The organism is uncultured Litoreibacter sp. (assembly GCF_947487515.1).
Taxonomy (GTDB): Bacteria; Pseudomonadota; Alphaproteobacteria; order Rhodobacterales; family Rhodobacteraceae; genus Litoreibacter.
In genome coordinates this window covers 389,037-411,277 of the sequence record NZ_CANKWO010000004.1, presented here as the reverse complement: position 1 = coordinate 411,277, position 22,241 = coordinate 389,037, and the positions used below count along the sequence as shown (strand labels likewise).

Sequence of the window (22,241 nt, the reverse complement as noted above, 5' to 3'; positions counted from 1 at the left end):
ACATTGGGATAACTCTAACACATTCTGACAAACTAGTGCAGAGCTGAAACGCAGTTAACCTGCTAACTCGGCACGATTTAGCGCACAGTGGGACCAAAGCATGTCTAAAGCGTTAACAAGTGCATCTACCTGTTCTGGGCCATGCACCGGTGACGGGGTGAAGCGCAGGCGCTCTGTTCCGCGTGGAACAGTCGGGAAATTGATGGGTTGAACATAAATCCCAAAGTCATCGAGCAACCGGTCCGAGATCATCTTGCACTTCACCGGATCGCCGACATGAACGGGCACAATATGTGTCCCGTTATCAATGAGTGGCATGCCCAATCCCTTGAGACGCAGCTTCAAAGCCGCAGCCCCGTCCTGATGCTGTTGGCGCAAAGCCGTGTCCGTTTTCAGATGGGCAACCGAGGCCGCAGCACCGGCAGCAACGGCAGGCGGAAGCGACGTTGTGAAGATGAAGCCCGGCGCATAAGACCTTATGGCATCACACATTTTGGCAGATGCCGCGATATAGCCGCCCATCACACCATATGCTTTGGCCAAGGTTCCGTTGATGATGTCAATGCGCCCCATCAAGCCATCCCGCTCTGCGACGCCCCCCCCGCGTGGACCATACATGCCCACCGCGTGGACCTCGTCGATATAGGTCAATGCGTTGTATTCATCGGCCAGATCCAAGATCGCTTCAATGGGGGCAAAATCGCCATCCATGGAATAGATGCTTTCGAAGGCAATCAGCTTTGGCAAGTTCGCCGGCACGGCTTCCAGCTTTGCGCGCAAATCGTCCAGATCATTGTGCTTGAAAATGCTTTTCGCCCCGCCGTTGCGGCGAATACCTTCAATCATCGACGCGTGGTTCAGGCTGTCGCTCAGAATAACCAAGCCTGGAAAAATTTTGGGCAGCGTGGACAATGTCGCGTCATTGGCGATGTAGGCAGAGGTGAACAGCAGCGCGTCTTCCTTGTGGTGCAGGTCGGACAGCTCCGCCTCCAACCTTTTATGATACACCGTCGTGCCGGAGATATTGCGCGTCCCGCCCGACCCCGCACCGGTCGCATCAATTGCTTCATGCATGGCCTTCAAGACAACAGGATGCTGCCCCATGCCCAAATAATCGTTGCCACACCAGATGGTTACGTCCTGCTTGCTGCCGTCCGGCTTCGTGCGAACCGCATGAGGGAAATTGCCACGCTCACGCTCCACATCGATAAAGGTCCTGTAGCGGCCTTCATCATGCAAACGTTGCAGGGCAATATCTAAAGAGGAATCGTAAGTCACAGGATTGGAAGCCTTTGCTAGCGGGGCGTTACAATGGTTTTACAGCCTTTAGCCAATTTGGCCATTCACGAATAGGCTACAATTTGCCGCCCCCCAAGAAAAGCCACCTTCAATCAGCGCCAGATGTATCCGATAAGCGCAAAGCAATCCTTAATCTTCGATCACTACGACGCAATCTTGTGCCCCTGCCCCGGCGTCAGCGCAGGCCTTCAAGGCGCGCGCGCCATCACCGTCCGCAAAGCCAAATGTGCCAAGGCTGGGGGAAATTGCAAAAGCCTTGGGGCCCTTTAGCTTCTTGTAGCCCCCTTTTACAGCGTCAACCGCATCGGCGGACAAGCTAAGGGCCGCCTCAGGTTTGGCCCCCTTCGGAGAGACCTCCAGCACCACCACACATTTTGCAGAGGCCGCCTTCCGGTTTGCGTTGCAATGTGCCAATGCCGCGACGCGAGCAGCCTGCGGTGAATGATGTTGCCCTGAGGCGTTCAACCACTCCACATAGAGGCCTTCATCAGGCGACAGGGCCACCGCACCATAGTAGGGAATTGTATCCTTCAAAGACAACACAATCGCGCGTTCTTTATCGTCCAGAAACGGAGTGTCGGGCATCTGCGCCACGATGCTTGTGCCCTTCGGCAAAACCTTGCGCGCCTGTTTGAAATTCAGCGACTCAGCGCCGGCGATTCCCGCGGCTAGGACCATCAATCCGGCCAACACACCGCTATGCAAAGTGGAACTCATGCAAATTACCCCAAGATATAGATCATTGTTGACGGCTATTACGCTTGAAATTGACCTCAGTCTCAAGGGGGAAATGTCATTGTTTCGTTACCGGTTAAAACTGGCCGTTGACGCTGGACAGTGCAGTTCGGGCTGTTAACCTTGTGGGCAAATTACGACAGGCAAATATTTCGGCATGGGGGCTGATAGGACATGACACTAGATACCGTATTGGATCAGGTTGACGGGGATTTGGAATCCTCCATCGCGCGGCTATTGGAGCTGCTGCGGATTCCGTCGATCTCGACCGACCCAGCCTATAAAGACGATTGCGACGCCGCCGCGGACTGGTTGGTGGATGATCTGAAAAGCATCGGGTTTGACGTCTCGAAGCGCCCCACGTCCGGCCATCCTATGGTGGTGGCGCATGGTACGGGCAACGGCCCGCATATCATGTTCTACGGGCATTACGACGTACAGCCGGTTGATCCGCTGTCCTTGTGGGACAACCCACCGTTCGAGCCCCGCTTGGAAGACACCGACAAAGGCCCCGTGATCCGCGGGCGTGGCTCCTCTGACGACAAAGGCCAGTTAATGACCTTTATCGAAGCCTGTCGGGCGTGGAAGGTTGTGCATGGCACCCTGCCCGCCAAAGTATCGTTGTTCTTTGAAGGAGAGGAGGAAAGCGGCTCTCCGTCATTGGTGCCCTTTATGAAGGACAACGCCGAAGAGCTGAAGGCGGACATCGCATTGATCTGTGACACCGGCCTCTTTGGTGACAGCACCCCCGCCATTGTAACGCGCCTGCGCGGCCTGCTGGGCGAAGAGCTGACAATCACCGGCCCAAGCAAAGACCTGCATTCGGGCATGTATGGCGGCATCGCACGCAACCCTGTACGTGTTTTGGCCAAGATCATCGCCAGCCTGCATGATGCCTCGGGCAAAATCATGGTTCCTGGGTTTTATGACGGGGTTGAGGATTTGCCCGCAGATATTGCGCGGCAATGGGATGATCTCGGCTTCGACAATGCGAAGTTTCTTGGCGAGGTTGGCCTTGGCGTGCCCGCAGGAGAAGAGGGCCGCACAGGACTGGAAATGATTTGGTCGCGCCCGACCTGCGAAGTGAATGGCATTTCCGGCGGCTACCAAGGGGATGGTTTCAAAACGGTGCTTCCGTCCATTGCGACCGCCAAAATTTCCTTCCGGTTGGTGCCAGGTCAAGATCCGCTGAAACTGCGCGAAAGCTTCCGTGCCTTCGTGCAAGCGCAGCTTCCTCAGGATTGCACGGTCGAATTCAAAAGCCATGGCGCCTCCTCCGCCTCCGAAATGTCCACGCAACACCCCGCCTTCGAACAGGCCCGTGCTGCCTTGTCGGATGAATGGCCCAATCCCGCCGCCTTTGTGGGATGTGGTGGATCGATTCCGATTGCCGGACATTTTAAGGATGTGTTGGGAATGGACGCCCTGCTGGTTGGGTTTGGCAAGGACGACGACCAGATTCATTCGCCCAACGAGAAATATGATCTGTCGAGCTTCCACAAAGGCATTCGCTCGTGGGTGCGGGTGCTGGATGCAATGTCGAAGTAATCCGGCGCACTTAGGATTGTATTAAGGGTCGGCCGGTATCGTTCGAGCATCTGCTCAGACCACGAGGCCACCCCGAGATGCTAGCGCTTGTTCTTTCCGACACCCCAGACATTCACCACCGCCTGTCCCATCGGCTGATCGAAAACGGATTTCAGGTGGTGAATAGTGAAAGCGTGATGATGGCGACAGCGCATGCGCGCGTCTGGACCTTTGATCTGATTGTCATGACAGAAACGGTGAATGACGCGTTAACGCATCAAGTGGCCCTTTCCGCGGAAAGACATGCCCCATTTGTAAAAACCCTACTGTTGAGCGATCGCACTGACGAAGCTGTCGATGAACTTTACGAATTGCTTCCCAGTTTGGTCAGCATTGTAAGTCCTGCGCTATCGCCCAACCTTATCTCGCAAATCGCCTTGTCTAGCGTCGCGGGGCGCGCTCAGGTGCAAGATCCCAGATCCCAGAACCTTGTTCCTCCGCCGCGCTTTAGCAGCACACGGTCCGCGGAACATCAGCTCCTTGCCGGTTAAAGCGGTAAAGCTGTGGTGGATTTGATCTCCTCCATCGACAACAATGCTGTGACGTTGAAAATTCGAACTTCAGATATAAGAGCTTGATAAAACACATCATAGGCGCGGGCGTTTTCGACCCGTACCTTCAAGATGTAGTCGATATCCCCCGCCAAGCGGTGTGCTTCCATCACTTCAGGACGCGCCTGCAAGGTCAGTAAGAACTTTTCTTGCCAATCGCTTTCATGCTCGGATGTGCGCACCAACACGAAAAAACACGCCTCCAAACCCAGCTTGTCGGGGTCCAGAACCACTGTGTCGTGTTTGATCACCCCCGCTGCCCGCAATTTCTTGATTCTGTTCCACACTGGCGTCTTAGAACTGCCTGTTTTTCGGGCAATTTCATCAAGACTCTGTGAAGCATCTTGTTGGAGCTGCGCGAGGATATTCCGATCCATCGCATCAATCTGAACCGCCATTCGCGTTTTCCTTCATAACCGGAACTCATGTTCCAAATTGCGCCTTATGGAGAACAATATTCCTTATCTGCATCAAAGTATAGGCAGATTAGGGAATTTTTCCTATATTCTAGCTCAAGCAACGAAGGACGCCTCGGATGAAGCACTTTCCAATTTTCATGGCTCTGACCGGCCAAAGCGTAATCGTCTCCGGCGGAGGCGAGGCAGCGCTTGCGAAACTGCGTCTGCTTTTGAAAACAGAAGCCGCACTTAAAGTTTTCGCAACAGACCCGGCCCCAGAAATTGTGGCTTGGGCGCGCGAGGCTCGACTTACGTTGACACGGCGTGCCGTTCAAACAGGGGATGCGCAAGGGGCACGTCTGTTTTATGCGGCCAATGAAGATGACGCGGAAGACGCCCGCGTGGCCGAGTTGGCAGAACGCGAAGGCGCATTGGTAAACATTGTCGACAACCTCAATGACAGCCAATTTATCACGCCAGCCATGGTCGACCGCGATCCCGTGGTTGTGGCCATCGGCACAGAAGGCGCGGCCCCTGTGCTGGCACGCGCCATCAAAAAAGATATCGAAGAACGCCTTTCCCCGCGTCTTGGTTTGATGGCGCGCATCGGCAAAGCCTTCCGTGCAAAGGCCGACGCCCTGCCCTTCGGCGTGAAGCGTCGCGAGTTTTGGGCCGACTATTATGCGCAAGACATTGCAAGCGAAGACGAAGCCAACGGCGCCCTGAACGCTTTGCTGGACCAGCATCTGTCGGCGCAGACCAAAGAAGGCCATGTTGACTTGGTTGGCGCAGGCCCAGGTGATCCCGAGCTACTGACCTTGAAGGCCCGCAAGGCGTTGGATGAGGCCGATGTTGTGATCTATGACCGCCTCGTCGCCCCAGAAATTCTGGAACTTGCCCGCCGCGAAGCGATCATGTTGTCCGCTGGTAAGGAAGGCTTCGGCCCGTCCATGACACAAGACGCGATCAACGAGATGATCGTGACCCATGCCCGCGGCGGCGCGCATGTTGTTCGGTTGAAATCCGGCGACCCGACAGTCTTCGGGCGCTTGGATGAAGAGCTAGAGGCCTGTGATGCCTCGGGCGTTGCTTGGAATATCGTGCCCGGCATCACCTCGGCGTCCGCAGCCGTTGCCGCATTGGGACAAAGCTTCACCAAACGGGGGCGCAACTCAGGCGTGCGCTTCATCACTGGCCACGACACCAAAGGCTTTGCCGACCATGATTGGAAAACCCTTGCCCGTGAGGGTGAGGTCGCGGCGATCTATATGGGCAAGAAGTCCGCCCGCTTCATCCAAGGCCGCCTGCTGATGCATGGTGCCGACGCGCTGACGCAGGTCACCGTGATTGAAAACGCCTCCCGCCCCGAGCAGCGCATCCTCGCCACGACCTTGGGCGAGCTGGAGCCAACATTGACACACGCCAAGCTCTCCGGCCCCGCGCTGGTTTTCCTTGGCCTTGCCCCACGCGCGGCCCTGAACGCCGCACAACAACATGAAATGGAGGCTGCGATATGAGCAAGCCATTCACCCCAAAAGTCGTAACGGCAAATGCTTTGCTGGAAGGCGACGTGGTTTATCTCATGGCGAACGACCAATGGTCGCGCCACCTTGACGAGGCCGAAGTCATCGAAGATGCGGCCCACGGCGACGCGCGCCTGCTTCAAGGCAATTCCGAGCCCGACCTCGTTGTAGGCGTCTACCTTGCCGACGTGAAGATCGAAGACGGCAAACCACAGCCCACGCATTTTCGCGAAGAGTTCCGCACCCGCGGCCCATCCAACTACAACCACGGCAAACAGGCGGAGCTGGTTTAATGTATCAATACAATGACTTCGATCGCGACTTCCTCGCGGAGCGCAACGCTCAATTCCGCGCCCAAGTCGAGCGCCGCATCGACGGCTCCCTCACCGAAGACGAATTCAAGCCCCTGCGCCTGATGAACGGCCTGTACCTGCAACTGCACGCCTACATGCTGCGCGTGGCTATTCCTTATGGCACGCTCAATGGCGGACAAATGGATGTGCTGGCTGACATTGCCGACAAATGGGACAAGGGCTACGGCCACTTCACCACGCGTCAGAACATCCAGTACAACTGGCCAAAGCTGAAGGACGTCCCTGACATGCTGGACGCCTTGGGCGAAGTTGGCATGCACGCCATTCAAACGTCAGGCAACACCATCCGCAACGTCACCGCCGACCATTTCGCCGGTGCCGCCAAGGACGAAATCGCCGACCCGCGCCCCACGGCAGAGCTGCTGCGCCAATGGTCCACCGATCACCCCGAGTTCCAGTTCTTGCCACGTAAGTTCAAGCTGGCCGTCACTGGCTCCGAGAATGATCGCGCCGTGATCAAGGCGCATGACATCGGCATCCGCCTGCTGTCGCGCGACGGCGAGGAAGGTTACGAGATCGTTGTAGGGGGTGGTTTGGGCCGCACGCCGATGATCGGCAAAGTGCTTCGCGACTTCCTGCCAAAAGCGGACCTGCTGCCCTATTGCGAGGCCATCGTCAGCGTCTACAATCTACTGGGCCGCCGTGACAACAAATACAAAGCCCGCATCAAGATCACTGTGCATGAGAACGGCATCGAGACCATTCGTGACTTGGTGGAGGAGCGTTTCGCGCTGCTGAAACCGCAGTTCGGTGGCGTTGATCAAGAGATGCTGAAAGGCATTGAAGCGCAATTCGCGTTGCCTGAATTCACAACGGGCCCGACTGACAGCTATACCGCGGCCTATGACGCCGATCCTGTCTTCCGTTCTTGGGCCGACACCAATCTGACCGCGCATAAGAACGACGATTATTCGATCGTATCGATCTCAATCAAGAAGCACGGTCAAACTCCGGGTGACGCGACCTCCGCGCAAATGCGCGAGATGGCGGCGATTGCCCGCGAGTTCGGTCATGATGAGCTGCGCATCAGCCACGAGCAGAACGTGATCCTGCCGCATGTGCATAAATCGCACCTGCCTGCCATCCACGCCCGTTTGAAAGCCGCAGATCTGGCGACGGCGAATATCGGCAAGATCTCCGACATCATCGCCTGCCCTGGCATGGACTATTGCGCGCTGGCGACTGCCCGCTCGATCCCTGTGGCCCAGCAAATCGCGATCCGTTTTGACGAGTTGAAGCTGGAGCACGACATCGGCGATCTGAAGATCAAAATCTCGGGCTGCATCAACGCCTGCGGCCACCACCACGTAGGCCACATCGGCATATTGGGCTTGGACCGCGCGGGCGTCGAAAACTACCAGATCACTTTGGGGGGCGATCATACCGAAACCGCCGCTGTAGGTGAACGCGCAGGGCCAGGTTTTGCCTATGACGAAATTGTGCCCGCAATCGAACGCCTGATTGGTGCCTATCTAGAGCACCGCGAAAACGACACAGAGCGCTTTATCGATGCCTACCGCCGCCTCGGCCTGGCACCGTTCAAGGCCGCTCTTTACCCGGAGGCTAAAGCAAATGCCGCTTAAGGAGCTGGCCGAGCGCCGCACAATCCTTCACCGTAAAAGTGATCCGCAAACGGTGATCAAGCATGCTTTGGATGACGTCCAAATTGGCAAGGTCGCTATGGTCAGCAGCTTTGGCGCAGAAAGTGTCGTGCTGCTTCATATGATCGCTCAGGTTGACCCTGATGCGCCGATCCTATTCATCGACACTGAAATGCTGTTCCCAGAAACGCTGCAGTATCAAAAGGATGTGGCAGAGCACCTTGGCTTGACCAATGTTCAAGTGATCAAGCCATCACGCGCCAAATTGCTTGAGAAGGACGTCGACGGCATCCTTCATACGATTGACACCGACGCCTGCTGCGCCCTGCGCAAAACCCAACCATTGGACGACGCGTTGAAGGATTATGACGGATGGATTACAGGACGCAAACGCTACCAAAGCGGCCAACGCAGCGCCCTGCCCATCTTTGAGAAATCCGGCGATAAGATCAAAATCAACCCGCTGGCTGATTGGGACGCGCCAAAACTGGCCGCCTACATCGAAGAGCACAAGTTGCCCAAACACCCGCTGGTTGAGCGTGGCTTTCAATCTCTTGGGTGCGCTCCCTGCACCACGAAGACAAAAGCGGGTGAAGACCCGCGTGCAGGCCGCTGGCGCGGTCAGGACAAATCCGAATGCGGTATCCACATTGTGGATGGCAAAGTCGTTAGACAAAGGAACGCAGCATGAGCGTTATCGTAACAGACACAGGCTTTTCAGCCGATACATGGGATCGCGGATATACGGATTTGGCCGAATTGCCGGCCAATGATACGCCGTGTTGCGTCGACCTCCCCTCCGACGCCGATCCGGCCGGTCTAGCCAACCGCATGAGCGAGATCGAAATGATCCGCGTCGATTTTCCCAGCTCCGCCGATGGTCGCGGCTTCACCATTGCCCGTCGCCTGCGATTGATGGGGTTTACGGGGCGTCTTCGCGCCAAAGGGCATGTATTGGCTGATCAATACGCCATGGCACGTAGGTCCGGCTTTGACGAAGTCGAGATTGACGATGCGCTTGCAGCACGCCAACCCGAGGACCAGTGGCGCGCCCGCGCGGACTGGAAGGCCAATGACTATCAAGCCCGCCTGCGCGGCTGAACGTCCTATTTAACATACGATCATAGATCATTAGAAAGGCCGGTGAGGGCATCCCCCTCTCCGGACAATTGCCATGAATGAAGTTGCTGACATGAACGCACCCGTAAAAGCCGTCCCCACCTTGCCCGACGCTCAAACCGTCACGGAAGTAAAACACTGGACGGACCGCTTGTTCTCTTTCCGCGTCACCCGCCCCGCCTCCCTGCGCTTTCGCTCTGGCGAATTTGTGATGATCGGCCTGATGGGCGACCCGCATCCGGAAACAGGTAAGCAAAAGCCGCTGCTGCGCGCCTATTCCATCGCCTCCCCTTCGTGGGACGAAGAGTTGGAATTCTATTCCATCAAAGTGCAAGACGGGCCGCTAACCTCAAAGCTGCAGCACATTAAAGTTGGCGATGAGATCATTCTACGCCCAAAACCGGTGGGCACCTTGGTTCATGACGCGCTGCTGCCCGGAAAACGCCTGTGGTTCTTTGCGACCGGCACCGGATTTGCACCCTTTGCCTCCTTGCTGCGCGATCCGCAGACATTTGAGGACTACGACGAAATCATCATCACCCACACCTGTCGCGAAGTGGCGGAGTTGGAGTATGGCCGTCAGTTGATTGAAAACATTCGCACTGACGAAATGATGCTGGAACTTCTGGGCGAGGAAAACCTTAAAAAGCTGGTCTACTACCCGACAACCACCCGCGAAGAGAGCCCGAAGATGGGCCGCGTGACCGATAAGCTGCGCAGCGGCGAAATCTTCGAAGATCTGGGGATCGCGCCGATGACCGCCGAGACGGACCGCGCGATGGTCTGTGGCTCAATGGGATTGAATACCGACCTGAAGGAAATTTTTGAGGGCTTTGGCTTGGAAGAAGGGGCAAACAGCGACCCGAAACACTACGTGGTTGAGAAAGCCTTTGTAGGCTAACTGCTGGCTGTGACCCCGAAAATAAAAACGCCGCGTTTGGACGTCCCAAACGCGGCGTTTTCTTTTGGTGCAAGCTTGGGCCAATGACGCGGCCCAAGCTTCGCGGCGAGGCTTAGAGGCCCATTGCCGCCTTTACTTGGTCCAGAACACCAGACAGCAGCTCTGGGTTTTCTTGTGCTTTTGCAAGACCAGCTTTCAAAGTTGTTTTGGCAACGCCGCCCAACTCGGAGCCATCAACCATTTCAACAACCTTGTCGTAGTTGAAGCCATCTACCGTCAGCAAGTCTGCCATACCGGCCAAACCACCCGCCGATTCGGTTGCTTCAACTGCAGTTTCAGCAGCAGTCGTGTCTGTCGCAGCTTCTACAGCTTCGCCAGCAGTTTCTGTCACAGCTTCAGCAGCGGTCGATGCGGCTTCAGTTGTTGCTTCAACAGCTTCGCCAGCAGTTTCCGTCGCAGCTTCAACGGCTTCGCCAGCAGTTTCTGTTACAGCTTCAGCAGCGGTTGATGCGGCTTCAGTTGTTGCTTCAACGGCTTCGCCAGCAGTTTCTGTCGCAGCTTCAACAGCAGTTGATGCGGCTTCAGTTGTTGCTTCAACGGCTTCACCAGCGGTTTCTGTCGCAGCTTCAACAGCGGTTGATGCGGCTTCAGTTGTTGCTTCAACGGCTTCGCTAGCAGTTTCTGTCGCAGCTTCAACAGCGGTTGATGCGGCTTCAGTTGTTGCTTCAACGGCTTCACCAGCGGTTTCTGTCGCAGCTTCAACAGCGGTTGATGCGGCTTCAGTTGTTGCTTCAACGGCTTCGCTAGCAGTTTCGGTCACAGCTTCAGCAGCGGTTGATGCGGCTTCAGTTGTTGCTTCAACAGCTTCGCCAGCAGTTTCGGCTGCGGCTTCTACGGCGCCTTCAACTGCTTCGGTTGCAGTGCTCGCGGCATCTGCTGCGGCTTCTGTTGTTGCTTCGACGGCGCCTTCTACTGCAGAGGTCGCTTCACCGGCTGCGTCTTTGACAGCCTCCATGGCGTCGCCGCCGTTGTTCATCCAAACATAGCCACCAACACCGATTGCTGCGAGTACCGCTACGGTAATAATTCCACGTTGCATAATTCTTCCAGTCCCTAAGTTTACGCAGAGATGATCCCCCTGCTTACTGCGACGAGCTATGACATAGGAATGCCGGATACAACGGGGTTTCGCTATTGTTTTTCCCCTTCTATACGAAATGGGCGGAAAACCGGCTTGTAGGACGGGCTTGCGCGCACTAGATTATCGCACTGACAGTATTGAAACCAAAGAAGGACTTCAGGCCATAGCCCGCAGACCACATAATGCGCCCCCCGTGCGCGAAACCGGACCGCGCGTCAACGACCGCATCCGCTCTGATGAAATCCGCCTGATTGGCGCTGAAGGTGAAAACGTGGGCGTTGTGACGCCCGCCCGTGCGATGGCCATGGCCGATGACGCCGGACTTGATCTGGTAGAGATTTCTCCCAACGCCAACCCGCCTGTTTGTAAGATCATGGATTTCGGCAAGTATAAGTACGAAACCCAGAAGAAAGAGGCCGAGGCCCGCAAGAAGCAAAAGATCATCGAGATCAAAGAGGTCAAGTTCCGCCCGAACACTGACACAAATGATTACGACGTGAAAATGCGCAACGTGTTTAAGTTCCTCGAGAATGGCGACAAAGTTAAGGTGACACTCCGGTTCCGTGGCCGCGAAATGGCCCACCTGAATTTGGGTCGTGAATTGCTGGAACGCGTGGCCGCAGACATTGAAGGTCACGGCAAAGTGGAAAACTTCCCCAAGATGGAAGGCCGCCAGATGATTATGCTGATTGGTCCGTTAAAAACCTAACCCGCCCTATCTGATCGACATTAGAAAGCCCCGATTGCCCACTGGCATCGGGGCTTTTTGTTACTTGCGATTCGGATTGCGCGGCTGCGGCCGAGAGGGAATTTCCTTCAGCAGGCCGCCAACCCCCATGCCCATGATGTCTTTTGCGCTGACGGGTATACCGCAGATCAAACGCTCCAACACCCAATCCGCGCCATTGAGCGCAGGCGAGCGCGAACAGCCCGGAAGACCGACCACCGGCTTTCCACGCAACTCTCCGACAAACAACAGGTTTCCCGGATCTACCGGCATGCCGAAATGGGCCACACTGCCCCCCGCCTGCCTCAGTGCTGATGGTGCGGTATCTCGCAGATCAGACGTCGCGGATGCCGTCATAATGAGAAGAATATCACCCGAGGCTTGCAACAAAGCGTCACATAGTGCCGCCGTTTCATGCGCACAGAATACAGGGGGCTGCATGCACCCCCCAAGGGCTTCAACCCTGCCGCGGATCGCATCGACCCCCTTGGTGCGTGCCCCAAGTGTGGTCTCGATATAGCTGGCTTGATGCAGTTTTACTGTGGCCAGTTGTAAGGCCTCTTGCGCCGCGGCGCAGGTCAGCCGTAGCGCATGTTCTGGCACCGCATATGAGATGATTTTGACCGTGGCCACCATGCCACCGGCATCCATCCGGTGATGCTGGGGTACCGTCGAAACCGTGATCATCGGGTGGATGGAATTCAAAGCGTTGATGGCGCCCTCATCGATCTGAACCACGCCTGCAGTTGCCGCGAATAGATTGCAGCGCCCTGTTCCAACGGCCCCTATGTTCAAAGAGGCCGCAGCTTCATCTGGCACCAACGCCTTCGCCAAGGCCAAGGCCGCGGCGTCCTCATGGATGTCATCCGACCCAAGCTGCGCAACGGTCACCTCTTCTAGCCCTGCCGCCGCCAGCTGTTGCAGATGCGACTGTTCCAACTGCACCCCTTTGCGCAATCGGCCCCCTTCGACCTGCTCTGAATGAGCCAAAATCGCCCCCAAGGCCTTCTGGGTTGGGACAGGGCCGAACTCCATCAGCTTTTCCGCAAGACTTGAGTGATCTGCGCGATGATACTGATCGCGATTTCAGCGGGGGTGTTCCCCCCAATGTCCAACCCGACCGGCGCGTGGATCCGGCCAATTTGAGCAGGAGTAAAACCGGCCTCATTCAATCGGGCCACGCGCTTGGCATGCGTCCGCTTAGACCCCAAGCACCCCAGATAAAAACACTCCGACGCCAAGGCTTTGTGGATGGCGGGATCGTCCAGCTTGGGGTCGTGGGTCAGGGTGACAATGGCCGTCCGAGCATCGATACCAAAGGCATCAAGCGCGGCATCGGGCCAATCGTGAACCAAAGCCGTATCCGGAAAGCGCGCTGCGCTGGCAAATGCTTCACGCGGATCGATCAACACAGGCGCAAAGCCCGCCGCGCGTGCCATGGGCAATAGGCTTTGTGCGATATGCACGCCTCCGACAACGGCGAGGCGCAACGGCGGGTTGTGAATGGCAACAAAAGTCGCGCCTTCAAACCCCGATTTGTCTGACTTGAACCGGTCAGGGAACATCTCGGATGCGTGCACCCCCCGTTCCCAAGTGGTGGTGTCGACCGTGTAGGCCACCGGAGTTGACGCCGCACGGGTGGCGACCAATTCCGCCAGCATATCTTCTGGGAAACCGGCGCCGATTGGCTCCACCAATACGCGAATGGTGCCCCCGCAGGCCAACCCCACATCAAAGGCTTCGTCGTTGGACACGCCGTATTCCAAAAGCCGCGACGCGCCATCTTCCAAGGCCTCAAGCGCCTCGACCACAACCGCCCCCTCGACGCAGCCCCCCGAGACAGAGCCCATGATATCGCCCTGCCCCGAGACCGCCAATTGAGACCCAACCGGCCGCGGGGCCGACCCCCAAGTTTCGACCACAGTGGCCAACGCCGCCCCCTTGCCGCCGCGGTGCCACTCAAGGGCGATAGACGGGATGTCGTTCAAGTCATTCGTCACGGTATATCCTTGTGAGGAAGCAGTTGTTTGAGGCCGATCGCACATCAATATAGGCAACGTCAGAGCGCGCGAACAGGGTTGAGGCATATTCTTCCACCTGCCCCGTTGGAGTGATTTTTCCGGTTCCGTAGATTATGCGGTTGTCGGGGGAATATGCCTTCAGCAGGTAGCTTGCGGATGCGGTGAAAATCGGGGGCATGGTTATGCCTGCGAATGGCGCACAATCAGTCGCGCACAAGAATATCGGGCCTTGTTCCGCGTAGGGCTGCAACTTGGGAAACGGCCGCGCGGACAGCACCAGCATGTCCGCACCGTTCGGAACCTGATCTAGGCAGCAACGGCAAGGCTTGCCTTTCCCGTCGCTTACCGCGCGTTCCGCCGGCAATCCGTTGGCGTCTGGCCCACCGACCCGAACCGCGTCGACAAAGGCTTGATCATAAGATGTGTAGCGCATGGGTATCTCCTTTTTCCATGTGCTCACTATGCCGACCATGATCGGGCTGGAGCGACCCGTTCCTTGCGGGAAATCTGCTCCATCAGGCGGGTCTTCTCCCCTTTGTCATCGGGGCGCGATATTGCCTCGGCCAAGGCTTCCAGTGCGGCAATGTTGTGACCGGCGCGAAAGCTGTCGACATGGGGGAGCATCGCCTTGATCCCTTCGGCCTTTGGGGCAAAGGCATCCCAACGCAGCAGCGGGTTCAGCCAGATCACCTTCTTGGCGCTGCGCTGCAAACGGCGCATCTCGCGCTCCAACACAGCGGGATCGTCGCGGTCCAATCCGTCGGTGATCAGCAAGACCACGGCCCCCGCCCCCATCACACGCCGAGACCAGTCGCGATTGAACCGGTGCAGACAGGTGCCGATTTTGGTGCCCCCCTGCCAGTCTTGCGCCTGCACGCCTGCAGCGGCCAGTGCGGCATCAACGTCTCGCGTGGCGAGATGCCGCGTGATATTGGTCAATTGCGTGCCGAAGGTGAACGCGTGCACCTTGGCCCAACCCGCGGCCCTCTCGTTGCTCACGGCATGAAGGAAGTGCAAAACCGCGCGCGAATATTGGGACATCGATCCGGAAACATCGCAAAGCGTCACCAGATTGGGCCAGTTTTTGCGCCGCGTCTTGAGGCTGAATTTGTGAACTTCGCCACCGTGACGCAAAGCCTTACGCAACGTTGCGGGGCCGTCGTTTAATATCCCGTGGGGGTGAGGTTTGCTGCGCCGAGAGATCAGCGGCTTTGCGGGAAGCGCCAGCTTGGACAGCATCCGTTTCGCAGCGGCCATTTCTTCGCTGCTCATTAGTTCAAAATCCAATGTGCGCAGCCGCTCTTCCCCTGACATTGTATGCGAGGCATCGATCTCGATTTCGGTCTCTTCGGTATCCTCTTCATGTTTGCGACTGTCACGAGACATGCCATCCAGTAATGCTTCTGCTGCGCGTTTCTCAGCGGGCTGCGCGCGGCGCTCTTCTTGCACCCCTCGGATCATTGGCGACAGTGCTGCGATCATATGCTCAAGATACTTGGGATCCCGCCAAAACAAGCGAAAGGTCTGCGCAAAAACAAGCCGGTGTTCAGGGCGCGAGACGAAACACGCCTGTAGCACGTTGAAGAAATCCTGCTTGCGAGTGAACCCCACGGCTTCGACTGCGCGGATGGCATCGATAATGCGGCCAGTGTCCACCGGAAGGCCAGCCACACGCAACGCGCGGGCGAACCATGTGATATTGTCAGCGAGCTTGCCGTTCTCAGGGATGTTCAGGGCAGGAAACTGCATTGTTAGGCGCCACCGTGCATTACTTGGCAGGCGGCTGCGACGGCGCATTTGCAATGGGGGTGCGGCAGGATATTCACGTTAGATGATCTTGAAGGTCTTGGAGAATTCGCTGTGCCTCTGCGCCTTGTATCTTTTGGATGTCGTCTTGGTACTTGAGGATCGCGCCTAGGGTGTCGGCAATGACCTGCGGACTAAGGGCAATCACGTCCAGCGCCAGCAGGCATTTTGCCCAATCGATGGTTTCGGCCACGCCTGGTGACTTGAACAGGTCTTCACGTCGAAGGCGTTGAACGAACCCCACAACCTCTTGGCTCAGGGCCTGTTGTGCCTCGGGTGCGCGGGCACGCAGGATGGACATTTCGCGGTCGAAGTCGGGGTAGTCTACCCAGTGATACAGGCATCGACGCTTGAGCGCGTCATGAACTTCACGTGTCCGGTTGGAGGTCAGGATAACGATCGGCGGCTCAGTGGCCTTTATGGTGCCCAGTTCTGGAATGGTGATTTGGAAGTCCGACAAAGCCTCCATCAAATAGGCTTCGAAGGGGGCATCGGTTCGGTCTAGCTCATCAATCAGCAATACAGGCGGGCCAGCGTCTTGCGGTTGCAAGGCCTCCAGCAAAGGCCGCGCTGTGAGGAATTCGTCGGAAAACAGCTCCGATTGCAACGCGGTGCGATCAGAGGTGCCCGCGGCCTCCGCCGTGCGGATCGCGATCATTTGGGCTGGGAAGTTCCACTCATAGGCGGCGGATGCGGCATCCATCCCCTCATAACATTGCAAGCGGATCAACCGGCGGCCCAGACCTGCGGCAATTGCTTTTGCGATCTCGGTTTTGCCCGTCCCTGCCTCGCCTTCAAGAAACAAGGGTCGACCAAGTTTCAGGGATAGGAACACAACCGTCGCCAGCGCCCTGCCACATATGTAGTTTTCGCCCTCAAGAAGCGTGATGGTCTCATCGATAGAATGGGGCAAATCGGTCATTCGGGTCTCCTGCGATGTAGCATAGCTGCATCTGGAACCCACCTCGTCAAGCATTGCCCCCCACAAAGCGCGACTATAGTCTAACTCGAACATTGCAATTGGAGCACCCCAATGAACGCCACCCCCTCTATATCCACCAAAGACACCCCTGATATGGCTCGTTTTGACTGGGAAGACCCGTTCCGCTTGGAAGATCAGCTGACCGAAGACGAACGCATGTTGCGCGATGCCGCGCGCAGCTTTGCGCAATCCGAACTCGCCCCGAAGGTCATCGACGCATATCGCGAGGAAACGGTAGATCCCGGCATGTTCAAAGCAATGGGCTCAGCCGGTTTACTGGGGCTGACAGTGCCAGAGCAATACGGCGGTTTGGGCGCGTCCTATGTGACCTACGGGCTTGTTGCGCGCGAGATCGAGCGCATTGATTCCGGCTACCGTTCTATGATGTCGGTGCAATCCTCCTTGGTGATGTATCCGATCTATGCCTATGGCTCTGAGGCACAACGGCAGAAGTATCTTCCCGGCTTGGCGTCTGGTGATTTGATTGGCTGCTTCGGGTTGACGGAGCCGGATGCGGGCTCCGACCCTGCAGGAATGAAAACTGTCGCGAAAAAGACGGAGACGGGCTACATTTTGAACGGCTCCAAAATGTGGATTTCCAACTCGCCCTTTGCGGATGTTTTCGTGGTCTGGGCAAAGTCTGATGCACATGGCGGCAAAATCCGCGGCTTTGTCTTGGAAAAGGGCATGCAAGGGCTGTCGGCCCCTACGATCGGCGGAAAGCTGTCGTTGCGTGCGTCGACCACGGGTGAAATCGTGATGAAGGACGTGGCTGTCGGCGAGGATGCCTTGCTGCCCAATGTTGAAGGGTTAAAGGGGCCATTTGGGTGTTTGAACCGCGCGCGCTATGGCATTTCATGGGGGGTGCTGGGGGCCGCAGAATTCTGCATGCATGCCGCCCGCCAATACGGGTTGGATCGCAAGCAATTCAACAAACCATTGGCGCAAACCCAACTGTATCAGAAAAAGTTGGCAGACATGCTGACCGAAATTTCGCTGGGGCTTCAGGCGTCCTTGCGGGTTGGTCGCTTAATGGATGAGGGCCGCGCGGCCCCCGAGATGATTTCAATCGTTAAGCGCAACAACTGTGGCAAGGCGCTGGATATGGCGCGGGTGTCACGCGATATGCATGGTGGCAACGGCATCCAAGAGGATTACCAGATCATGCGCCACATGGTGAACTTAGAGACGGTGAACACCTATGAAGGCACCCACGATGTCCACGCTTTGATTCTTGGGCGTGCGGTGACCGGATTACAGGCCTTTTTCTAGAATTACTCTAAGGTTTTATGCGTTCGGGGCGGCCAATTGGTCGCCCTTTTCGTTGAAAGCCTGTCCAAAAGTTCTTTTCTGATCCTTTTAGTCAGAAACTCTTGCATCCCCCGCACAATGTAGTAACCAATAAAAACAGTAAGAAATGTAAACAACTGGATTGCTTCCATGACCAAATCTCCCGCTACGCTCTCTTTGATCCTTGCTGCGACCTTCGGGGCCGCCTTGCCTGCCTTGGCTGAGGGCGAATTGAACCTCTATTCCTCGCGCCACTATGACACGGACGAGAAACTGTATTCCGACTTCACCAATGCAACAGGCATCACGATCAACCGCATCGAGGGCAAGGCGGATGAGCTGATCACACGCATTCACGCAGAGGGGGCGAACTCCCCTGCGGATGTGTTGATTACCGTGGACACTTCCCGATTGGAGCGGGCAAAGGATGCCGGCATCCTGCAAGCGGCGCAAAGCGCTGTTTTGGAAGACAAAATTCCTGCCAACCTGCAAGACAGCGACAACCAGTGGTTTGGTTTCTCACAACGTGCACGGATCATTTTCTTTGACAAGGAAACGGTGAAAAACCCGCCCAAAACCTACGCTGATTTGGCTGACCCTGCCTATAAGGGCATGGTGTGCATCCGCTCCTCGACCAACACTTACAACCAAACTCTTTTGGCCTCGATCATTGAGAACAATGGTGCAGAAGCCGCGACGAAATGGGCACAAGGTGTGGTCGACAATATGGCCCGTGCGCCGCAAGGCGGTGACACCGACCAACTGCGCGGCATTGTCTCCGGCGAATGCGGCATCGCTGTTGCAAACACCTATTACTTCGCGCGCGCCATGGCAAAAGACGTGGATGGCCTGTCCGCTGACATCGCCAAAGTCGGCTGGGTCTTCCCTGATCAAGACGGAACCGGCGCACATGTGAACCTTTCGGGTGGTGGTATTGCAGCGCATGCCCCCAACAAAGAAAACGCCGTGAAATTCCTTGAGTATCTTGCCTCCGAATCCGCGCAGAAATACTTCGCCGCCGGGAACAACGAATTCCCCGTCGTCGCCAGCGTAGAAACCACATCCGCAGTTCAAAGCCTTGGTGAGTTCAAAGCAGACGATGTGAGCCTATCGGCGGTTGCAAAGAAGCTGCCAATGGCCCTTGAGACTTTCAATAAAGTTGGCTGGGAATAAACGTCCCTGTGATCCGAGCCACATGCATCAGGCGCGTCGGGAAACCTGCGCGCCTTTTGCTACGCCCTTCGCAACCACCGTCAGAGCGTCACCAGTTTCATGTCATTCTTGATATGTCTTGCAAGCATGTTTTGTAATACAGCGCGACGTTGAACGATGGGTCTTGCGGGCTCTATCCCGAGCGGCGCTTCAATTCCAAAGGCGCAGGGTAAGATCATTGCCAACTCTTCGCGGGCTTTCGGGCTGAGCCATTTCCCCAGTTGTGACCCCAGAAGCAGCGTCTCTGCGACCGCACCATTGGCCCAAACCAACTGATGCGACTCGCAAGCGAAATGGTGGTATTGAACGCCCAATCCACAATCCACCTGACGAATTCCCGGAAACCCCGCGAGCTTCTTAGCCGCAACGAGAATTTCCGACTGCCCCGTCATGCGTTTGGTAATCTTGGATTTCAACAAAATCCGATGCTGCGGCGAAACTAAAAGATCGCGGGAGGGGTATCCATCCCCCAAAGCCCCTGCACTAATGTGAATTGCACGCAACTTCGGATGCTCTGCCAGCTGGCGCGCACTTAGGAACCGGCGGCCGACCCATTTCACCCGTTGAACTCCGCAATCCAGAGTAATGACGCGGTCGCCTACGGCTATGTTCTCGACTGGAATCAACCCATCTGGGGTTTCGATTTGGGTGCCTGCTGCAAAACAGGGAACAAAGGACTGGCCATCAGATACAGTGGCGCTTTGCTGGCTCCCATAGGCTGAGATGCTGTTGATGGTGATTGAATCAATTGCAACATCATCAAAGGAATTCGCCCCCAATCCCGCATCATCATCGATCATCACAAAGAACAAGTCACCGGTTTCTGTCTGAATGACCCCTCCCAACCCGTTGTAGGGGGGCTCCCCACTGGCGGAATCGAAGGTCACTGTGACGTCCAGATTGAAGAGACTATCATATTGTGTTGCCACCGGCCCATCCCCCAGATCGAAGGAAATGGCTTCTGGGGATGCTGTATCGTTGGTGTTGATCAGGTTGTCCGAGTTTGTATCTTGCGCCGTGAGGGTGACGATATGGTCAGATGCAGGGTCTCCGGCGCTATAATAGCTGCCCAAAAGGGCCGATTGGTTTTCCGCAACGGTGTTCCCGTCGGTCGGATCCAGATCAGCAATATTGCCAAGATGGATAACACTGAATGTGAATTCCGGCATGCCAACTCCTGCACTACAATCACTGCAGGAATAGGCTAAATAGTTAAATTACCGGTTTCCGTTCAGAAGATTAGACCAATAGAGCGGTCACATTTTTTGGGCAATTTTAGGCAAATATTACCCGCCCCAGAGGCCAAATTCAGTTCCGACTACCTGCGCCCCACTTGGCGACAGATCAGGATCACCGGTAGCAACCCAATGGCAACAATCACCAAAGACGGGACCGCCGCGCCCTCCAGCCGCTCATCCGAGGCCAAACGGTATGCCTGTACCGCCAAAGTATCAAAGTTGAACGGGCGCAAGATCAAGGTCGCTGGCAACTCCTTCATCACATCCACAAAGACGATCAGCAAAGCCGTGAGAAGGCTGGGGCGCAGGATCGGGAAATGCACATGCCGCAAGGTGCCAAGAGCGGTCTTCCCAAGGGCGCGAGACGCCATGTCCATATTGGCATTCACCGCGACTTGCCCCCCTTCGTAAGCACCTAAAGCCGCAGCCAGAAAGCGGATCATATAGGCCGCAACCAACAGCCAGATCGAGCCGGTAATCAGTAGCCCCGTTGAGATATCAAATGTCGCCCGCATCCACGCATCCAGCGCATTGTCGAAACTGGCGAAGGGCACCATCAGCCCCACGGCAATCACCCCCCCTGGCACCGCATAACCAAGTCGCGCAATGGAGGTCGACAAGCGCGACAAAAGCCCGTCATCAAGACGCTGCATATACCCAAGGATCACAGCCGCGACCAAGGTTACCACTGCGGCGATTGACGCCAAGGTGACAGAGTTCACCGCAAAGGCGACATACCGCGGCGAGAACAGGTCCTGCTCACTTCCAAAGCCCATGATCATCAATGCCACCCCCGGCACCACCCAGCCAAACATCACAGGCACAATGCAAAGCCCCATGGCTCCCCATTTGGCCCAACCGCGCAGTTGGATAGGCTCCATCGGTTCTTGGCGCTTGGAGCTATCGTGGTACTTGGCGCGGCCACGACTGGAACGCTCCAAAACGGCCAACACCAAGGCGACCATCAAAATACCAGAGGCCAGTTGCGCCGCCCCTGCCCGATCCCCGATGGAAAACCAGCTAGTGTAAATCCCCGTGGCGAAGGTTTGCACACCGAAATAGGCCACGGTGCCGAAATCTGCGATTGTTTCCATCACCGCCAGCAACACCCCTGAGGCAATCGCTGGACGGGCCATCGGGATAGAGACGCCCAAGAATGCCTGCCACGGGGTTTTCCCCAACGAGCGTGCGGCGAGGAATGAGGTCGCACTTTGCTGCAAAAATGCGGCGCGGGCCAACAAATAGACGTAGGGGTAAAGCACCAGTATCAGCATAAGTGCCGCGCCGCCTATGGATCTGATCTCGGGGAAGTCATAGTCGCGCGGGCCCCATCCGGTTACGTCTCGCAAGGTGGATTGCACAATACCCGGATGGTCCAATAGATGCGTGTAGGCATAAGCCAAAACATATGCGGGAAAGGCCAATGGGATCACCAACGCGATCTCCAATATGCGGCGCGCGGGAAACTCTGTCATCGTCACCAGCCAAGCGGCGCCTGTCCCGATCATAAAAGTTCCGATGGACACCAAAACAACCAGCAAGGCCGTGGTCGTGATATAGCGCCCCAAAACCGTTTCGGCCAAATGGACCAAGGTGTCACTGCCCCCCGTCACCGCGGCCAAGGCAACAGCAACCATCGGCAACACACAGATGGCTGCCAAGACAACCGCTGCGCGGCGCAGGCTCTTGGGACCTTTGACGGTCGAGGGGCGCTTTAGGTTTAACATCGCCTTGTC

The 22,241-nt window shown here is 56.5% G+C and carries 22 protein-coding genes; 11 read left to right on the top strand and 11 right to left on the bottom strand.

The window, feature by feature from the left end:
- Nucleotides 1-54: 54 nt before the first annotated feature.
- Both hemA and Q0746_RS15885 read right to left on the bottom strand, forming a co-directional pair.
- Nucleotides 55-1,278, bottom strand: coding sequence for a 5-aminolevulinate synthase (gene hemA / locus Q0746_RS15890; protein ID WP_298262048.1), 1,224 nt, complete (start codon nt 1,276-1,278; stop codon nt 55-57).
- Between the two features lie 150 nt (nt 1,279-1,428).
- Nucleotides 1,429-2,016, bottom strand: coding sequence for a 5-aminolevulic acid synthase (locus tag Q0746_RS15885; RefSeq protein WP_298262046.1), 588 nt, complete (start codon nt 2,014-2,016; stop codon nt 1,429-1,431).
- 192 nt (nt 2,017-2,208) lie between these two features.
- On the opposite strand from Q0746_RS15885, the gene Q0746_RS15880 reads away from it, so the two are divergent.
- Both Q0746_RS15880 and Q0746_RS15875 read left to right on the top strand, forming a co-directional pair.
- The gene (locus Q0746_RS15880) at nt 2,209-3,582 is read left to right on the top strand and encodes a M20/M25/M40 family metallo-hydrolase (protein WP_298262044.1); all 1,374 of its coding nucleotides are present in this window, start codon (nt 2,209-2,211) and stop codon (nt 3,580-3,582) included.
- Nucleotides 3,583-3,659: 77 nt separating this feature from the next.
- Nucleotides 3,660-4,112 (top strand): hypothetical protein, encoded by a 453-nt coding sequence (locus Q0746_RS15875; protein WP_298262040.1) that lies wholly within the window; start codon nt 3,660-3,662, stop codon nt 4,110-4,112.
- Here Q0746_RS15875 and Q0746_RS15870 read toward each other — a convergent pair.
- Nucleotides 4,109-4,570 carry an Lrp/AsnC family transcriptional regulator gene (locus Q0746_RS15870; protein ID WP_298262037.1) on the bottom strand — a complete coding sequence of 154 codons (462 nt, stop codon included), beginning with the start codon at nt 4,568-4,570 and terminating at the stop codon, nt 4,109-4,111. The genes Q0746_RS15875 and Q0746_RS15870 overlap by 4 nt on opposite strands.
- Nucleotides 4,571-4,707: 137 nt before the next feature.
- Between Q0746_RS15870 and cysG the strand changes: the two genes are divergently transcribed.
- The 6 genes from cysG (at nt 4,708) to Q0746_RS15840 (ending at nt 10,088) form a co-directional block, all read left to right on the top strand.
- Nucleotides 4,708-6,087 carry a siroheme synthase CysG gene (cysG, locus tag Q0746_RS15865; protein WP_298262033.1) on the top strand — a complete coding sequence of 460 codons (1,380 nt, stop codon included), beginning with the start codon at nt 4,708-4,710 and terminating at the stop codon, nt 6,085-6,087.
- On the top strand, nt 6,084-6,386 hold the full coding sequence (locus Q0746_RS15860) for a DUF2849 domain-containing protein (RefSeq protein ID WP_298262030.1): 303 nt from the start codon (nt 6,084-6,086) through the stop codon (nt 6,384-6,386). Before cysG ends, Q0746_RS15860 begins: the two co-directional genes overlap by 4 nt.
- Nucleotides 6,386-8,050, top strand: coding sequence for a nitrite/sulfite reductase (locus tag Q0746_RS15855; RefSeq protein WP_298262028.1), 1,665 nt, complete (start codon nt 6,386-6,388; stop codon nt 8,048-8,050). Before Q0746_RS15860 ends, Q0746_RS15855 begins: the two co-directional genes overlap by 1 nt.
- A complete protein-coding gene (locus tag Q0746_RS15850) occupies nt 8,040-8,759 on the top strand; it encodes a phosphoadenylyl-sulfate reductase (protein WP_298262026.1) in 720 nt (239 codons plus the stop codon). The genes Q0746_RS15855 and Q0746_RS15850 overlap by 11 nt, the downstream gene beginning before the upstream one ends.
- Nucleotides 8,756-9,169, top strand: coding sequence for a DUF934 domain-containing protein (locus tag Q0746_RS15845; RefSeq protein WP_298262024.1), 414 nt, complete (start codon nt 8,756-8,758; stop codon nt 9,167-9,169). The genes Q0746_RS15850 and Q0746_RS15845 overlap by 4 nt, the downstream gene beginning before the upstream one ends.
- Before the next feature lie 73 nt (nt 9,170-9,242).
- Nucleotides 9,243-10,088 (top strand): ferredoxin--NADP reductase, encoded by an 846-nt coding sequence (locus tag Q0746_RS15840; protein WP_298262022.1) that lies wholly within the window; start codon nt 9,243-9,245, stop codon nt 10,086-10,088.
- Between the two features lie 112 nt (nt 10,089-10,200).
- Here the strand turns inward: Q0746_RS15840 and Q0746_RS15835 are convergent, their stop codons facing one another.
- Nucleotides 10,201-11,187 (bottom strand): translation initiation factor 3, encoded by a 987-nt coding sequence (locus Q0746_RS15835; RefSeq protein ID WP_298262020.1) that lies wholly within the window; start codon nt 11,185-11,187, stop codon nt 10,201-10,203.
- Nucleotides 11,188-11,392: 205 nt separating this feature from the next.
- On the opposite strand from Q0746_RS15835, the gene infC reads away from it, so the two are divergent.
- Nucleotides 11,393-11,938 (top strand): translation initiation factor IF-3, encoded by a 546-nt coding sequence (gene infC / locus Q0746_RS15830; protein ID WP_363322779.1) that lies wholly within the window; start codon nt 11,393-11,395, stop codon nt 11,936-11,938.
- 60 nt (nt 11,939-11,998) lie between these two features.
- Here infC and Q0746_RS15825 read toward each other — a convergent pair whose 3' ends face one another.
- The 5 genes from Q0746_RS15825 to Q0746_RS15805 form a co-directional block, all read right to left on the bottom strand.
- On the bottom strand, nt 11,999-12,991 hold the full coding sequence (locus Q0746_RS15825; protein ID WP_298262016.1) for a molybdopterin-binding protein: 993 nt from the start codon (nt 12,989-12,991) through the stop codon (nt 11,999-12,001).
- Nucleotides 12,991-14,001, bottom strand: a complete 1,011-nt coding sequence (locus Q0746_RS15820) for an XdhC family protein (protein WP_298262014.1) — start codon at nt 13,999-14,001, stop codon at nt 12,991-12,993. The genes Q0746_RS15825 and Q0746_RS15820 overlap by 1 nt, the downstream gene beginning before the upstream one ends.
- Entirely contained in the window at nt 13,946-14,410 is a 465-nt protein-coding gene (locus Q0746_RS15815; RefSeq protein ID WP_298262013.1) for a DUF1203 domain-containing protein, read from the bottom strand. The genes Q0746_RS15820 and Q0746_RS15815 overlap by 56 nt, the downstream gene beginning before the upstream one ends.
- A gap of 26 nt (nt 14,411-14,436) precedes the next feature.
- Nucleotides 14,437-15,726, bottom strand: coding sequence for a VWA domain-containing protein (locus Q0746_RS15810; RefSeq protein ID WP_298262011.1), 1,290 nt, complete (start codon nt 15,724-15,726; stop codon nt 14,437-14,439).
- A gap of 73 nt (nt 15,727-15,799) precedes the next feature.
- The gene (locus Q0746_RS15805) at nt 15,800-16,705 is read right to left on the bottom strand and encodes a MoxR family ATPase (RefSeq protein WP_298262009.1); all 906 of its coding nucleotides are present in this window, start codon (nt 16,703-16,705) and stop codon (nt 15,800-15,802) included.
- Between the two features lie 111 nt (nt 16,706-16,816).
- Here Q0746_RS15805 and Q0746_RS15800 point away from each other — a divergent pair, with 111 nt between their 5' ends.
- Nucleotides 16,817-18,037: an acyl-CoA dehydrogenase gene (locus tag Q0746_RS15800; protein ID WP_298262007.1), complete on the top strand. Its 1,221-nt coding sequence runs from the start codon at nt 16,817-16,819 to the stop codon at nt 18,035-18,037.
- A gap of 168 nt (nt 18,038-18,205) precedes the next feature.
- Entirely contained in the window at nt 18,206-19,228 is a 1,023-nt protein-coding gene (locus Q0746_RS15795) for a Fe(3+) ABC transporter substrate-binding protein (RefSeq protein WP_298262005.1), read from the top strand.
- An 80-nt stretch (nt 19,229-19,308) separates the two neighbouring features.
- Here Q0746_RS15795 and Q0746_RS15790 read toward each other — a convergent pair whose 3' ends face one another.
- Together Q0746_RS15790 and Q0746_RS15785 are read right to left on the bottom strand one after the other, a co-directional pair.
- Nucleotides 19,309-20,436, bottom strand: coding sequence for a Hint domain-containing protein (locus Q0746_RS15790; RefSeq protein WP_298262003.1), 1,128 nt, complete (start codon nt 20,434-20,436; stop codon nt 19,309-19,311).
- Nucleotides 20,437-20,585: 149 nt separating this feature from the next.
- The gene (locus Q0746_RS15785) at nt 20,586-22,232 is read right to left on the bottom strand and encodes an iron ABC transporter permease (RefSeq protein WP_298262001.1); all 1,647 of its coding nucleotides are present in this window, start codon (nt 22,230-22,232) and stop codon (nt 20,586-20,588) included.
- Nucleotides 22,233-22,241: the final 9 nt, after the last annotated feature.

Excerpts from the sequence above, each read along its gene's own strand:
- Q0746_RS15885 (WP_298262046.1), bottom strand. The coding sequence starts at position 2,016 with ATGAGTTCCACTTTGCATAGCGGTGTGTTGGCCGGATTGATGGTCCTA.
- Q0746_RS15880 (WP_298262044.1), top strand. The coding sequence starts at position 2,209 with ATGACACTAGATACCGTATTGGATCAGGTTGACGGGGATTTGGAATCC.
- Q0746_RS15875 (WP_298262040.1), top strand. The coding sequence starts at position 3,660 with ATGCTAGCGCTTGTTCTTTCCGACACCCCAGACATTCACCACCGCCTG.
- Q0746_RS15870 (WP_298262037.1), bottom strand. The coding sequence starts at position 4,570 with ATGGCGGTTCAGATTGATGCGATGGATCGGAATATCCTCGCGCAGCTC.
- cysG (WP_298262033.1), top strand. The coding sequence starts at position 4,708 with ATGAAGCACTTTCCAATTTTCATGGCTCTGACCGGCCAAAGCGTAATC.
- Q0746_RS15860 (WP_298262030.1), top strand. The coding sequence starts at position 6,084 with ATGAGCAAGCCATTCACCCCAAAAGTCGTAACGGCAAATGCTTTGCTG.
- Q0746_RS15855 (WP_298262028.1), top strand. The coding sequence starts at position 6,386 with ATGTATCAATACAATGACTTCGATCGCGACTTCCTCGCGGAGCGCAAC.
- Q0746_RS15850 (WP_298262026.1), top strand. The coding sequence starts at position 8,040 with ATGCCGCTTAAGGAGCTGGCCGAGCGCCGCACAATCCTTCACCGTAAA.
- Q0746_RS15845 (WP_298262024.1), top strand. The coding sequence starts at position 8,756 with ATGAGCGTTATCGTAACAGACACAGGCTTTTCAGCCGATACATGGGAT.
- Q0746_RS15840 (WP_298262022.1), top strand. The coding sequence starts at position 9,243 with ATGAATGAAGTTGCTGACATGAACGCACCCGTAAAAGCCGTCCCCACC.
- Q0746_RS15835 (WP_298262020.1), bottom strand. The coding sequence starts at position 11,187 with ATGCAACGTGGAATTATTACCGTAGCGGTACTCGCAGCAATCGGTGTT.
- Q0746_RS15825 (WP_298262016.1), bottom strand. The coding sequence starts at position 12,991 with ATGGAGTTCGGCCCTGTCCCAACCCAGAAGGCCTTGGGGGCGATTTTG.
- Q0746_RS15820 (WP_298262014.1), bottom strand. The coding sequence starts at position 14,001 with ATGTGCGATCGGCCTCAAACAACTGCTTCCTCACAAGGATATACCGTG.
- Q0746_RS15815 (WP_298262013.1), bottom strand. The coding sequence starts at position 14,410 with ATGCGCTACACATCTTATGATCAAGCCTTTGTCGACGCGGTTCGGGTC.
- Q0746_RS15810 (WP_298262011.1), bottom strand. The coding sequence starts at position 15,726 with ATGCAGTTTCCTGCCCTGAACATCCCTGAGAACGGCAAGCTCGCTGAC.
- Q0746_RS15805 (WP_298262009.1), bottom strand. The coding sequence starts at position 16,705 with ATGACCGATTTGCCCCATTCTATCGATGAGACCATCACGCTTCTTGAG.
- Q0746_RS15800 (WP_298262007.1), top strand. The coding sequence starts at position 16,817 with ATGAACGCCACCCCCTCTATATCCACCAAAGACACCCCTGATATGGCT.
- Q0746_RS15795 (WP_298262005.1), top strand. The coding sequence starts at position 18,206 with ATGACCAAATCTCCCGCTACGCTCTCTTTGATCCTTGCTGCGACCTTC.
- Q0746_RS15790 (WP_298262003.1), bottom strand. The coding sequence starts at position 20,436 with ATGCCGGAATTCACATTCAGTGTTATCCATCTTGGCAATATTGCTGAT.
- Q0746_RS15785 (WP_298262001.1), bottom strand. The coding sequence starts at position 22,232 with ATGTTAAACCTAAAGCGCCCCTCGACCGTCAAAGGTCCCAAGAGCCTG.